Source organism: Citrobacter sp. Cb080, assembly GCF_030334745.1.
Taxonomy (GTDB): domain Bacteria; phylum Pseudomonadota; class Gammaproteobacteria; order Enterobacterales; family Enterobacteriaceae; genus Citrobacter; species Citrobacter braakii.
Genome location: NZ_JAOWDG010000030.1, coordinates 125,840 through 139,404 on the forward strand (window position 1 = coordinate 125,840; position 13,565 = coordinate 139,404).

The 13,565-nt window shown below is 54.8% G+C and carries 13 protein-coding genes; 11 read left to right on the plus strand and 2 right to left on the minus strand.

Annotated features, from left to right (window positions below; all coding sequences use genetic code 11):
* The first annotated feature begins 65 nt into the window (after positions 1-65).
* Both nuoM and nuoN read left to right on the plus strand, forming a co-directional pair.
* On the plus strand, positions 66-1,595 hold the full coding sequence (nuoM, locus tag OGV38_RS05680) for an NADH-quinone oxidoreductase subunit M (RefSeq protein WP_016153831.1): 1,530 nt from the start codon (positions 66-68) through the stop codon (positions 1,593-1,595).
* Positions 1,596-1,601: 6 nt separating this feature from the next.
* Positions 1,602-3,059, plus strand: coding sequence for an NADH-quinone oxidoreductase subunit NuoN (gene nuoN, locus OGV38_RS05685; protein ID WP_016153830.1), 1,458 nt, complete (start codon positions 1,602-1,604; stop codon positions 3,057-3,059).
* Between the two features lie 92 nt (positions 3,060-3,151).
* Here the strand turns inward: nuoN and OGV38_RS05690 are convergent, their stop codons facing one another.
* The gene (locus OGV38_RS05690) at positions 3,152-4,156 is read right to left on the minus strand and encodes a chemotaxis protein (RefSeq protein WP_016157041.1); all 1,005 of its coding nucleotides are present in this window, start codon (positions 4,154-4,156) and stop codon (positions 3,152-3,154) included.
* Positions 4,157-4,220: 64 nt separating this feature from the next.
* Positions 4,221-5,138: a ribonuclease BN gene (gene rbn, locus OGV38_RS05695; protein ID WP_286473032.1), complete on the minus strand. Its 918-nt coding sequence runs from the start codon at positions 5,136-5,138 to the stop codon at positions 4,221-4,223.
* Between the two features lie 67 nt (positions 5,139-5,205).
* Between rbn and OGV38_RS05700 the strand changes: the two genes are divergently transcribed.
* The 9 genes from OGV38_RS05700 (at position 5,206) to pmrD (ending at position 13,563) form a co-directional block, all read left to right on the plus strand.
* Positions 5,206-5,667, plus strand: coding sequence for a GNAT family N-acetyltransferase (locus OGV38_RS05700; protein WP_016153827.1), 462 nt, complete (start codon positions 5,206-5,208; stop codon positions 5,665-5,667).
* A 63-nt stretch (positions 5,668-5,730) separates the two neighbouring features.
* Positions 5,731-6,036 carry a stress response protein ElaB gene (elaB, locus tag OGV38_RS05705; protein ID WP_003027683.1) on the plus strand — a complete coding sequence of 102 codons (306 nt, stop codon included), beginning with the start codon at positions 5,731-5,733 and terminating at the stop codon, positions 6,034-6,036.
* Positions 6,037-6,140: 104 nt separating this feature from the next.
* Complete coding sequence (gene menF / locus OGV38_RS05710; RefSeq protein WP_131379697.1) at positions 6,141-7,439, plus strand: isochorismate synthase MenF; 1,299 nt, start codon at positions 6,141-6,143, stop codon at positions 7,437-7,439.
* Positions 7,440-7,523: 84 nt separating this feature from the next.
* A complete protein-coding gene (menD, locus tag OGV38_RS05715) occupies positions 7,524-9,194 on the plus strand; it encodes a 2-succinyl-5-enolpyruvyl-6-hydroxy-3-cyclohexene-1-carboxylic-acid synthase (protein WP_286473033.1) in 1,671 nt (556 codons plus the stop codon).
* On the plus strand, positions 9,191-9,949 hold the full coding sequence (menH, locus tag OGV38_RS05720) for a 2-succinyl-6-hydroxy-2,4-cyclohexadiene-1-carboxylate synthase (protein WP_269517368.1): 759 nt from the start codon (positions 9,191-9,193) through the stop codon (positions 9,947-9,949). Before menD ends, menH begins: the two co-directional genes overlap by 4 nt.
* 14 nt (positions 9,950-9,963) lie before the next feature.
* The gene (gene menB, locus OGV38_RS05725; protein WP_003027671.1) at positions 9,964-10,821 is read left to right on the plus strand and encodes a 1,4-dihydroxy-2-naphthoyl-CoA synthase; all 858 of its coding nucleotides are present in this window, start codon (positions 9,964-9,966) and stop codon (positions 10,819-10,821) included.
* A complete protein-coding gene (menC, locus tag OGV38_RS05730; protein ID WP_016153823.1) occupies positions 10,821-11,783 on the plus strand; it encodes an o-succinylbenzoate synthase in 963 nt (320 codons plus the stop codon). Before menB ends, menC begins: the two co-directional genes overlap by 1 nt.
* Positions 11,780-13,204 (plus strand): o-succinylbenzoate--CoA ligase, encoded by a 1,425-nt coding sequence (gene menE / locus OGV38_RS05735; protein WP_269517367.1) that lies wholly within the window; start codon positions 11,780-11,782, stop codon positions 13,202-13,204. The genes menC and menE overlap by 4 nt, the downstream gene beginning before the upstream one ends.
* Positions 13,205-13,299: 95 nt before the next feature.
* Positions 13,300-13,563 carry a signal transduction protein PmrD gene (gene pmrD, locus OGV38_RS05740; protein ID WP_131346463.1) on the plus strand — a complete coding sequence of 88 codons (264 nt, stop codon included), beginning with the start codon at positions 13,300-13,302 and terminating at the stop codon, positions 13,561-13,563.
* Positions 13,564-13,565 lie beyond the last annotated feature (2 nt).

The following is a 13,565-nucleotide window of genomic DNA, read 5'->3' on the forward strand; positions in this document are numbered from 1 at the left end:
ATTTTATCCAAATTCGTTGAAAATCAGGCCTCTATTAGGGGCCTTAAAAAGGAATAAAAATCGCCATGTTACTACCCTGGCTAATATTGATTCCCTTTATCGGTGGCTTCCTGTGCTGGCAGACCGAACGCTTTGGCGTGAAGGTGCCGCGTTGGATCGCGCTGATTACCATGGGACTGACGCTGGCGCTTGGCCTGCAACTTTGGTTGCAGGGCGGCTATTCACTGACGCAATCCACTGGCATTCCGCAGTGGCAGTCTGAGTTTGTCCTGCCGTGGATCCCACGCTTTGGCATCTCGATTCATCTTGCTATCGACGGTCTGTCGCTGCTGATGGTGGTGCTGACCGGCCTGCTCGGTGTTCTGGCGGTACTTTGCTCCTGGAATGAAATCGAAAAATACCAGGGCTTTTTCCACCTGAACCTGATGTGGATCTTAGGCGGCGTAATCGGCGTGTTCCTTGCCATCGACATGTTCCTGTTCTTCTTCTTCTGGGAAATGATGCTGGTGCCGATGTACTTCCTGATCGCGCTATGGGGGCATAAAGCCTCTGACGGTAAAACGCGTATCACGGCAGCAACCAAGTTCTTCATTTATACCCAGGCGAGTGGTCTGGTGATGTTGATTGCCATCCTGGCGCTGGTGTTTGTGCACTACAAAGCGACCGGCGTGTGGACTTTCAACTATGAAGAATTGCTGAATACTCCGATGTCCCACGGCGTGGAATACCTGCTGATGCTGGGCTTCTTCATCGCTTTCGCGGTGAAAATGCCGGTGGTTCCGCTGCACGGCTGGTTGCCGGATGCTCACTCCCAGGCACCGACCGCAGGTTCCGTTGACCTGGCTGGTATCTTGCTGAAAACCGCAGCCTACGGTCTGCTGCGCTTCTCCCTGCCGCTGTTCCCGAATGCGTCAGCGGAGTTTGCACCTATCGCAATGTGGCTTGGCGTCATCGGCATCTTCTACGGCGCGTGGATGGCCTTTAATCAGTACGACATCAAACGTCTGATTGCTTACACCTCCGTATCCCACATGGGCTTCGTACTGATTGCTATCTACACCGGCAGCCAACTGGCATACCAGGGTGCGGTGATTCAGATGATCGCGCACGGCCTGTCCGCAGCCGGTCTGTTCATCCTGTGTGGTCAGCTGTACGAACGTCTGCACACGCGTGATATGCGTATGATGGGCGGCCTGTGGGGCAAAATGAAATGGTTGCCTGCGCTGTCAATGTTCTTTGCAGTGTGTACGCTGGGTATGCCGGGTACAGGTAACTTCGTTGGCGAATTTATGATTCTGTTCGGCAGCTACCAGGTGGTTCCGGTTATTACCGTGATCTCGACATTTGGTCTGGTGTTTGCTTCTGTTTACTCGCTGGCGATGCTGCATCGCGCTTACTTTGGTAAGGCGAAGAGCCAGATTGCCAGTGTTGAACTGCCAGGGATGTCGCTGCGTGAGCTGTTTATCATCCTGTTGCTGGTCGTGCTTCTGGTACTGCTTGGCTTCTATCCGCAGCCGATTCTGGATACCTCGCATTCTGCGATGAGCAACATCCAGCAGTGGTTTGTTAATTCCGTTACTACTACAAGGCCGTAAATCGCCATGACAATAACTCCACAACACCTGATTGCGCTGCTACCGCTGCTGATCGTCGGCTTGACGGTGGTGGTTGTGATGCTCTCCATTGCGTGGCGACGCAATCACTTCCTCAATGCCACGCTGTCGGTCATTGGGCTTAACGCCGCACTGGTTTCGCTCTGGTTTGTTGGCCAGGCGGGCGCTATGGACGTCACCCCGCTGATGCGGGTTGACGGTTTCGCCATGCTCTACACCGGGCTGGTGCTGCTGGCGAGTCTTGCCACCTGTACCTTCGCTTACCCGTGGCTGGAAGGCTACGACGACAACCGGGAAGAGTTCTATCTGCTGGTGCTGATTGCCGCGCTCGGCGGTATTCTGCTGGCTAACGCTAACCATCTGGCGGCGCTGTTCCTTGGTATTGAGCTTATCTCTCTGCCGCTGTTTGGGCTGGTTGGCTATGCGTTCCGTCAGAAACGTTCGCTGGAAGCCAGTATCAAATACACCATTCTGTCTGCCGCAGCGTCTTCCTTCCTGCTGTTTGGTATGGCGCTGGTGTACGCGCAGTCTGGCAACCTGTCGTTTGTCGCGCTCGGTAAGAGCCTCGGCGACGGTATGCTGCAAGAACCGCTGCTGCTGGCGGGCTTCGGTCTGATGATTGTTGGCCTCGGCTTTAAACTCTCACTGGTTCCATTCCACCTGTGGACGCCAGACGTATACCAGGGCGCTCCGGCTCCGGTTTCCACCTTCCTGGCGACGGCGAGCAAAATCGCTATCTTCGGCGTGGTGATGCGTCTGTTCTTGTACGCACCGGTAGGTGATAGCGAAGCGGTACGGATCGTGCTGGGTGTGATTGCCTTTGCTTCCATTATCTTCGGTAACCTGATGGCGCTGAGCCAGACCAACATCAAACGTCTGCTTGGTTACTCTTCTATCTCTCACCTCGGTTACCTGCTGGTGGCGCTGATTGCCCTGCAGAGCGGCGAGATGTCGATGGAAGCGGTTGGCGTTTACCTGGCCGGTTATCTGTTCAGCAGCCTCGGTGCTTTCGGTGTGGTCAGCCTGATGTCCAGCCCGTACCGCGGTCCGGATGCAGACTCTCTGTTCTCCTACCGTGGTCTGTTCTGGCATCGTCCAATCCTCGCGGCGGTGATGACGGTGATGATGCTGTCTCTGGCGGGTATTCCGATGACGCTGGGCTTTATCGGTAAGTTCTACGTACTGGCGGTGGGTGTGCAGGCTAATCTGTGGTGGCTGGTTGCCGCCGTGGTGGTGGGTTCCGCGATTGGTTTGTACTACTACCTGCGCGTTGCCGTGAGCCTGTACCTGAGCGCACCGCAGCAGCTGAATCGCGATGCGCCGTCCAACTGGCAGTACAGCGCGGGCGGTATCGTGGTGCTGATTTCTGCCCTGCTGGTACTGGTGCTGGGTATCTACCCGCAACCGTTGATCAGCATCGTGCAGTTAGCGGCTCCGCTGATGTAATTCGTCATGCTGTGATCGAAAAAGAGTCTGGACAATGTCCAGACTCTTTTTTTTACCTGTCTATACTCGTCATACTTCAAGTTGCTGGGGTGTCAGGCCGAAAGTTGACGGCTCACCAGCGGGCCGCTGATGCCTTTCGCTGTGCGATCCATCACTTCCTGAATGACTGAAGACAGCTCATTGACTTCGAATTTGGCCACGTAACCATCTGCTTTCACTCGGCGTACGTGATCTTCATTAGCGCTACCGGAAAGTGAGGAGTGGATAACGACCGGGATCTTCTTCAGGCGTTCGTCGGTTTTTATCTTACGGGTAAGCGTAAAACCGTCCATCTCCGGCATTTCCAGATCGGTGAGCACCAGCGCAATCTTCTCGCTGATTGGTTTACCTTCCGCTTCTGCTTCTTCAGATAGCTGTTGTATCTTTTCCCACGCATCCTGGCCCGTCACATGCATCAAGTGTGGGATCTCCATGGCGTTAAGCCCTTTTTCCAGCATCGCGCGAGCCACTTTGGAATCATCAGCCACAATCGCCACCGCACCCGGCGTAATGTTGAACTTATTGGTTTTCAGCTCTGTTGCGCGCAGGTCGTGGTTCGACGGTACGATGTCGTACAGGATCTGTTCGACATCGAGCACCAGCGCCAGATTGTTAGTCTCTTTGTTGTCGTCCAGACAGGCGATACTGGTAATGTAGCGACCATTGACGGCTTTCTCGGCGGTATGCACCTGTTGCCAGTCCAGACGCATAATGTTTTCTACCGACTCTACCGCAAACGCCTGAACGCTGCGGGCATATTCCGTGATCAACAGGATGTTGAGTCCGGTCTCTGGCTTACAGCCCGCGACGGCAGGCAGATCAATCACCGGGATCACCTGATCGCGAATGTTAACCATACCCAGCAACGGGGCTTTCATACCTGCGGGACGCGTAAAGGTCGGCATCGGTACGATTTCACGCAGTTTGAATACGTTGATGCCAAACAGTTCTGATTTCTGCTCCTCGACGGATTTGCCAAGGCGAAACAGCAGCAGTTCAAAACGGTTAGACAGGGTTAGGTTTGTCCTGTCATCAATATCTTTCTGGAAATTGTTCATCCTGTCCTCAGTGTGAAAGCCAGCCTTTCCACTGTTATCGGCACTGAGGCGGAAAAATGGAGCATTAAACGGTGAAAATGGCGAAATCGTGAGCCAGTTCAGTGTCTGGAAATATCGCTTTGCACTCTTCTAGTAACCGCTGACAGCCTTTTTCATCGTAGCGTGAGCTAATGTGGGTCATGATCAGGCGTCCCACTCCGGCCTCAAGCGCCAGCTGGGCGGCTTGTCGGGTCGAGCTGTGACCGCGGCTGTTGGCTTTTTCCTCCATTGAGGAGTCCAGTGTGGTTTCATGTACCATCACATCCACACCGCGTGCCAGTTCAATGGCGGACGCGCAAGGTCCTGTGTCGCCGAAAATAGCCACAGATTTTCCTCTGGTGGCAGGGGCGAGAAAATCGGCACCGTTAATCGCTCGACCATCCTCCAGCACGATGGTTTTCCCGGCTTTCAAATCCTGGAACCACGGGCCCGCTTTAACACCAGCCGCCTTCAAGGCGCTGGCGTCAAGTGCCCCCGGTTTGTCGTGCTCTTCAACACGAAAACCGTAGCACTCCAGCGGATGCTCCAACGGGTATGCCGTTATTTTACGCAGGCCGTCATCAACAATTTCACCCGCGGTGATTTCGACAATATCCAGCGGATAATCGGTCCAGGAGCCGCTCAAACGCAAAGCCGTTTCGGTAAACTCTCGCAATCCCTTTGGTCCGTAAAGCGTCAGTGGCTGGACGTTCCCGGCCATTGAGCGACTGCACAGCAGCCCCGGTAAACCAAACAGGTGATCGCCGTGTAGATGGCTGATAAAAATACGTTCGAGTTTTCCAGGGTTAAATAGTGTGGTCAGCATCTGATGCTGCGTTCCTTCACCACAATCGAAAAGCCACAGCCCCGCCTGAGTCGGGTGTTGCAGATTCAGTAAAATTGCCGTTACATTGCGTGAGCGCGTGGGGACTCCCGCAGACGTGCCTAAAAATAGTAATTCCATCTTCGCGTTACACTTTTCGCCATCAATAAGGCAGGGTGTTCAGGTTATCACAACAAAGGGGCAGACTATGATTCACTGGCAAGATCTCCACCATGCAAAGCTCAATACACAGCAGTTGTACGCCATTCTTGAGCTTCGCTGTGCGGTATTTGTTGTTGAGCAACGGTGTCCGTATCAGGATGTGGATGGTGATGACCTGAGTGGTGAAAACCGGCACATTCTGGGTTGGCATAACGATGAACTGGTGGCGTATGCGAGGATTCTGAAAAGCGATGATGAACTTGAGCCGGTCGTCATAGGGCGGGTGATCGTAAGCGAAGCGCTGCGGGGTGAAAAATTGGGGCAACAGCTAATGACTCAGACGCTGGCCTCCTGTACGCAGCATTGGCCGCACAAGGCGCTGTATCTGGGGGCGCAGGCACATTTGCAATCATTCTATGCGCGCTTTGGCTTTGTGCCGGTCACGGATATCTATGACGAAGACGGTATTCCACACGTCGGAATGGCGCGGGAAGCACATCAGGCGTAAACAGGCGCAAACACGCCTGATTGTCTATAGTTAGCGGGTACGTCAATAGAAAGGGAGAATAAAATGTCTTTTCATTCTTATGAATCACGTATCGATGACGATCTGGAATTATTGAGTGAAACGCTGGAGGAGGTGCTGCGTTCTTCCGGCGATCCAGCCGATCAAAAATACCTTGAGTTAAAAGCGCGGGCAGAGCGGGCGTTAGAAGAGGTGAGAAATCGCGTCAGCCACGCCTCTGACAGCTACTATTACCGCGCGAAGAAAGCCGTTTGCCGGGCGGATGATTATGTGCATGAAAAACCCTGGCGCGGAATCGGCGTTGGTGCCACGGTCGGTTTAGTGATGGGATTATTGTTAGCACGGCGATAAATTCCATTCCGTCAGCGCATTTGTACGTACTCCCTAACTGGGGGTACTGCTTTTTCTGCTCAGTACCCCGTATAATGTGAGGTTTTTAACAGGGAGAGGTCCGCGTGCATTCAATCACTACTGCGCTGGAAAGTCTGATGCGTCATTTGTCGCAAGAGATACCAGCAGCACCTGGAATTCGTATTTACGATATCCCTTTCCCACTGAATGATGCGTTTGACGCTTTAGGATGGCTGGCCAGTCAACCTGTCTGGCCCCAGTTTTACTGGCAACAGCGTAATGGCGATGAAGAAGCCGCCGTATTGGGCGCTGTTGCTACATTTTCCTCGCTCGAATTAGCCCAGCATTTTTTACATCAGCATAATGATAATCCTGACCTGCGTATCTGGGGCCTGAATGCCTTTGAGCCTCAGCGCGGCCATTTGTTATTGCCACGGCTGGAGTGGCGACGTTGCGCGGGGGTGGCGAGCTTACGCTTACATCTTTTTAGCGACGTGTCGCTGCGTGAAGACGCCGCGCAGGCGGTGGCGTTTATCTCATCGCTCGCCAACGTAAAGCCGCTGCCCGCATTGCGTCTGCGTTTGACGGGAGAACAGAACTGGCCGGATAAAACTGGCTGGATAGACCTGATAAAGCTCGCCACGCAAACGATCAATAGGGAACAGCTCGATAAGGTCGTGCTGGCGCGGGCGACCGATTTACAGTTTTCTCAGTCGGTTAACGCCGCGGCCGTGATGGCTTCCAGTCGTCGTCTAAACCTGAACTGCTACCATTTCTTTATGGCGTTCTCCGCAAAGTGTGCGTTTCTTGGTTCTTCCCCTGAACGTCTGTATCGGCGGCGTGACACGGCGCTGCGCACCGAGGCGCTGGCGGGAACCGTTGCCAACCACCCTGAGGATCATCGGGCCTGGCAGTTGGGGGAATGGCTAATGAAAGATGATAAAAACCAGCGCGAGAATATGCTGGTGGTCGAAGATATTTGCCAGCGTCTGCAAGGCTGTACGCAAACTCTTGATGTGCTGCCGCCACAGGTGCTTAGACTGCGCAAAGTGCAGCACCTGCGCCGCTGTATCTGGACGGAACTGAATCAGGCTGATGATACGCTTTGTCTGATGCAGCTCCAGCCCACGGCGGCAGTCGCAGGTATTCCGCGTGAGCTGGCGCGTGAATTTATCCAACAAAATGAACCGTTTGAACGCGAGTGGTATGCCGGTTCTGCGGGTTACCTTTCTCTGCGCCAAAGCGAGTTTTGCGTGTCATTACGGTCGGCGAAAATTAGTGAAAATGTGATACGCCTGTATGCCGGGGCAGGGATCGTGCGTGGTTCAGATCCTGAACAGGAATGGCAAGAAATAGACAATAAAGCGGCAGGACTGCGCACTTTATTACAGATGGAAGGGTAATGAGTTGTATATTACCGACTCATATCAAAAATCCATTTATTCGATTCTTTATACTGTGTCGCAATATTGATACCGGACAATCTCATGTCAGTAAGCGCATTTAACCGACGCTGGGCGGCGGTCATTCTGGAAGCACTCACTCGCCACGGCGTCAGGCATGTCTGCATTGCCCCTGGCTCTCGTTCTACACCGTTGACTCTGGCGGCTGCGGAAAACCCCGCTTTTATTCACCATACTCATTTTGATGAGCGTGGCCTTGGGCATCTGGCCTTAGGTCTGGCAAAAGTCAGCCGGCAGCCTGTCGCTGTGATTGTGACGTCCGGTACGGCGGTGGCAAATTTGTATCCCGCGTTGATTGAAGCGGGCCTGACCGGTGAAAAGCTGATTCTACTCACGGCTGACAGACCTCCTGAGCTTATCGACTGCGGCGCTAACCAGGCGATTCGTCAGGCCGGAATGTTTGCCTCGCATCCATCGCAAACGCTCTCTTTACCGCGCCCGACCCAGAACATTCCGGCTAGTTGGCTGGTATCCACCATTGATAACGCCTTAGCTGCGCTGCATAGCGGGGCGGTTCATATCAATTGCCCATTTGCAGAACCGCTGTATGGCGACATGGACGAAACGGGGATTGACTGGCAGCAGCGCCTTGGCGACTGGTGGCAGGATGATAAACCCTGGCTGCGTGAGTCGCGTCGACTGGAAAGCGACAAACAGCGTGACTGGTTTTTCTGGCGACAAAAACGCGGCGTTGTTGTTGCAGGCCGCATGAGCGCGGAAGAGGGCAAAAAGGTTGCGCAGTGGGCGCAGATGCTAGGCTGGCCGCTGATTGGCGATGTTCTGTCGCAAACCGGACAACCTTTGCCGTGCGCCGATCTGTGGCTGGGAAATGCGAAAGCGGTCACTGAATTACAGCAGGCGCAGATTGTGGTGCAGCTTGGCAGTAGCCTGACCGGAAAACGGCTCCTGCAATGGCAGGCCAGCTGTGATCCGCAGGAATACTGGATTGTCGATAATATCGAAGGCCGCCTCGATCCGGCTCACCATCGTGGGCGCAGACTGGTAGCGACGGTTAGCGACTGGCTGGAGTTGCATTCGGCGGAGAAACGTCAGCCCTGGTGCGTGGAGATCCCACGCCTGGCGCAACTGGCCTGGCAGGCGGTAGAAGCCCGTCGCGACGCGTTTGGTGAAGCGCAATTAGCCCACCGTATCCGCGAATACTTGCCGGAGCAGGGGCAACTGTTCGTGGGCAACAGTCTGGTGGTGCGCCTGATTGATGCGCTGTCGCAGCTTCCGGCGGGTTACCCGGTCTATAGCAACCGTGGCGCGAGCGGCATTGACGGCCTGCTGTCAACGGCAGCAGGCGTACAGCGCGCCAGCGCGAAATCGACGCTGGCTATCGTCGGCGATTTATCTGCGCTGTATGACCTCAATGCGCTGGCGTTATTGCGCCAGGTTTCCGCGCCGTTTGTCCTGATAGTGGTCAATAATAACGGCGGGCAAATTTTTTCCCTGTTGCCGACGCCAGCAAGCGAACGCGAACGGTTCTACCTGATGCCGCAGAACGTGCATTTTGAGCATGCTGCCGCCATGTTTAACCTTAAATACCAGCGCCCGGAAAACTGGGAGCAACTGGAGAGCGCGCTGACTAACGCCTGGCGTACTCCGGTGGCAACGGTGATTGAGCTGGTGGTAAACGAAACTGATGGGGCGCAAACCCTGCAGCAACTGCTGGCGCAGGTAAGCCATCTATGATCCTGCACGCGCAGGCGAAAGTGGGCCAGACGGGATTTCCCTGGCTGGTTTTCCTGCACGGTTTTTCCGGTGATTGTCGGGAATGGCAGAGGGTTGGCGAAGCGTTTAAGAATTATTCGCGGCTGTATATCGACCTGCCGGGACACGGTGGCTCCGCTGACATCAGCGTGAGCGGATTCGACGACGTAAGCGCTTTGCTGCGTAACACGTTGCTTAGTTACAACATACTTAAATACTGGCTAGTAGGCTACTCTCTTGGCGGCAGAGTCGCGATGATGGCGGCTTGTCAGGAGATGCCAGGACTGTGCGGTTTGGTGGTTGAAGGTGGACATCCAGGCTTGCAAAGTGAGGAGGCGCGCGTTCAGCGTCGCCGCTCTGATGGTCGCTGGGCTGCGCGTTTTCGCGCTGAGCCGTTGTGCGAGGTGTTTATTGACTGGTATCAACAGCCGGTTTTTTCCTCGCTGAATGCGGTGCAAAAAGAAGCGCTGGTCGCACTGCGTAGCCAGAATAACGGGCATACGCTGGCAGCGATGCTGGAGGCCACCTCGCTAGCCGTACAACCTGATTTACGTGCGCAACTCACTACGCGCACATTTCCGTTTTATTATTTATGTGGTGAACGTGACGATAAATTCCGCGCTCTGGCGGCGGAAATATCCGTACCAAGCCATGTGATTCGTAATGCCGGACACAACGCGCATCGGGACAATCCCGCTGGCGTGGTGGACTGTCTGGCTCAGATTCTGCATCGCTGACTATAGGACATTTTATGATCTATCCTGATGAAACAATGCTTTACGCACCGGTAGAATGGCACGATTGCTCTGAAGGCTACACCGACATTCTCTACGAGAAATCCACCGACGGTATCGCAAAAATCACCATTAATCGTCCGCAGGTACGCAATGCCTTCCGTCCGGTCACCGTGAAAGAGATGATCCAGGCGCTGGCGGATGCTCGCTATGATGACAACATTGGCGTGATTATTTTGACCGGTGCTGGCGACAAAGCGTTCTGCGCAGGTGGCGATCAGAAAGTGCGCGGTGACTACGGCGGATACCAGGATGATTCCGGTGTGCATCACCTGAACGTACTGGACTTCCAGCGCCAGATTCGTACCTGTCCGAAGCCGGTAGTGGCGATGGTTGCAGGCTTTTCTATCGGCGGCGGCCATGTGCTGCACATGATGTGTGACCTGACCATTGCGGCTGAAAACGCCATCTTCGGCCAGACCGGTCCGAAAGTCGGTTCCTTCGATGGCGGTTGGGGTGCCTCTTACATGGCGCGTATTGTCGGTCAGAAAAAAGCGCGTGAAATCTGGTTCCTGTGCCGTCAGTACGATGCGAAGCAAGCGCTGGATATGGGCCTGGTAAACACCGTGGTTCCGCTGGCCGATCTGGAAAAAGAGACCGTACGCTGGTGTCGCGAAATGCTGCAAAACAGCCCGATGGCGCTGCGCTGCCTGAAAGCTGCACTGAACGCCGACTGCGATGGTCAGGCTGGTCTGCAAGAGCTGGCGGGTAACGCCACCATGCTGTTCTACATGACGGAAGAAGGTCAGGAAGGCCGTAACGCCTTTAACCAGAAACGTCAGCCGGATTTCAGCAAATTTAAACGGAATCCGTAATGCGTAGCGCGCAGGTATACCGCTGGCAGATCCCCATGGACGCGGGGGTGATTCTGCGCGACAGGCGGTTAAAAACGCGTGATGGGCTGTACGTTCGCCTTTGTGACGGCGAGCGCGAAGGGTGGGGAGAGATCTCCCCGCTGCCGGGCTTCAGTCAGGAGAGCTGGGAAGAGGCGCAAACCGAGCTGCTGGCCTGGGTCAACGGCTGGCTACAGGGGGATTCTTCCTTACCGCAGCTGCCTTCGGTCGCCTTTGGCGCAAGCTGTGCGCTGGCCGAACTGGCTGGCGTATTGCCAGAAGACGCAGACTACCGTGCGGCACCGCTGTGTACGGGCGATCCTGATGATCTGGTACTGCAACTGGCGGACATGCCGGGTGAAAAAGTAGCGAAGATTAAGGTCGGACTGTATGAAGCGGTTCGCGACGGTATGGTCGCCAACCTGCTGCTTGAGGCTATCCCGGAGCTGCATTTGCGACTTGACGCCAACCGAGCCTGGACGCCGTTGAAAGCCCAGCAGTTCGCGAAGTACGTTAATCCAGAGTACCGCGGACGCATCGCTTTTCTCGAAGAGCCATGCAAAACCCGCGATGACTCTCGTGCTTTTGCGCGTGAAACCGGCATTGCCATTGCCTGGGATGAAAGCCTGCGTGAAGCGGATTTCATCTTCGAAGCCGAAGAGGGCGTCAAGGCAGTGGTTATCAAACCTACGCTGACGGGCAGTCTCGATAAAGTGCGCGAACAGGTGGCAGCGGCGCATGCGCTTGGTCTCACCGCTGTTATTAGTTCGTCGATCGAGTCGAGCCTGGGCTTAACCCAACTGGCGCGAATTGCCGCCTGGCTGACGCCGCAGACCATTCCGGGGCTGGATACCCTGAGCCTGATGCAGTGCCAGCAGGTACGCACCTGGCCGGGTAGCGCATTGCCGTGTATCGATGTTGATGCGCTGGAACGCCTGCTATGACCCAGCGGGAAATGCCCGATAGCGTAAGCATATCGGGCCTGGTACAACCCGATGACTGGCCGTGGCGTCACTGGCGACAGGTTCGTGCAGAGGTGCCTGCTCTACGCCTCAACGATGAAGTATTAAGCTGGAGCGAGCTCTGCACGCGCGTTGACCATCTGGCCAGCGGTTTTGCCGCTCAGGGCGTGGAAGAGGGCGATGGCGTCCTGCTTCGCGCCTGGAATCATCCGCGTGCTTTGCTGGCCTGGCTGGCATTGTTGCAATGTGGGGCGCGGGTTTTACCTGTGAACCCACAACTGCCTCAATCGCTGCTTGACGCGCTGGTCCCGGACTTAACGCTGCGTTTTGCGCTGGATCTGGAGACCGCTAATGTTCTCACGGGACTCCATCCGTTGCAGATGCAGGCAGTGCCAGGCAAGCATGCCGCCGCGTGGTTACCCCAGCGTTTGAGTACGATGACGTTAACCTCAGGTTCTACCGGATTGCCAAAGGCAGCGGTGCATACCTGTCAGGCTCATCTGGCAAGCGCGCAGGGCGTGTTGTCATTAATGCCGTTTGACGCTGAAGATGACTGGTTGCTCTCGCTGCCGCTGTTTCATGTTTCCGGCCAGGGTATTTTGTGGCGTTGGTTGTTTGCCGGGGCACGAATGACCGTGCGCGACAAGCAACCATTGGAGCAAATGCTGGCTGGATGCACTCATGCTTCGCTGGTGCCCACGCAGCTGTGGCGCCTGCTGGTCAACAAAACGGCGGTAACGCTCAAAGCAGTGCTCCTGGGTGGCGCGGCAATTCCTGTTGAATTGACGGAACAGGCGCGCGAGCAAAGGATTCGCTGCTGGTGCGGTTACGGTTTAACGGAGTTTGCTTCTACAGTCTGTGCGAAAGAGGCGGATGGCCTGGCGGATGTAGGGTCACCCCTGGCAGGCAGAGAAGTCAGAATCGTTGATGGTGAAGTCTGGCTGCGTGCCGCCAGCATGGCGCATGGTTACTGGCGTAACGGGCAGCTGATTCCTTTAGTAAACGCGGAAGGCTGGTTTGCCACCCGCGATCGCGGGGTGTTGAAGGATGGCAAGTTAACCATTGTCGGTCGGATGGACAATCTGTTCTTTAGCGGCGGGGAAGGCATACAGCCGGAAGAGGTGGAACGCGTGATTGCTGCGCATCCGCATGTTCTGCAAGCTTTCATTGTGCCGATAGAAGACAAAGAGTTTGGTCATCGCCCGGTGGCGGTCGTTGAGTATGACACCAATGCGGATGACACCAATCTGGCTGAGTGGGTGAAAGATAAGCTGGCCCGCTTTCAGCAACCGGTATGCTGGCTGACATTGCCACCCGAACTAAAATCCGGAGGGATTAAAATCTCTCGTCGTGCGCTGTCAGATTGGGTAAGTGCTTTATTGTTAAAATTAAGCAAACAGTAATTACATTTCTCACTTTCGCCATTGCGTCGTTATTGTCATTTTGTTTATCTGCTTAAGTGTAACCTGTTGTGAAATCTTTTAACAAAAGGTGCGCTATGGAATGGCATGTGAAGAAGTCTTGCTGTCACAAAAAAGCAGGCAGGCTCTATATCGTACTTTGTGATGGCGGCGGTTCGCTAAAGATGCTGGCTGAGGCCCAATCTTCCGAGTGGGTTAAGCCCGGAGACCTCCTTTCACCGCTGAAAGATGCACTGTATTGCATTAATCGCGATACCTCACGGTTAATCAAAATAATTGATGCCAGACAGTACACGTGCGACGAATGGGAACGCCTGTTACGACTGTCTGAAGATAAATAATC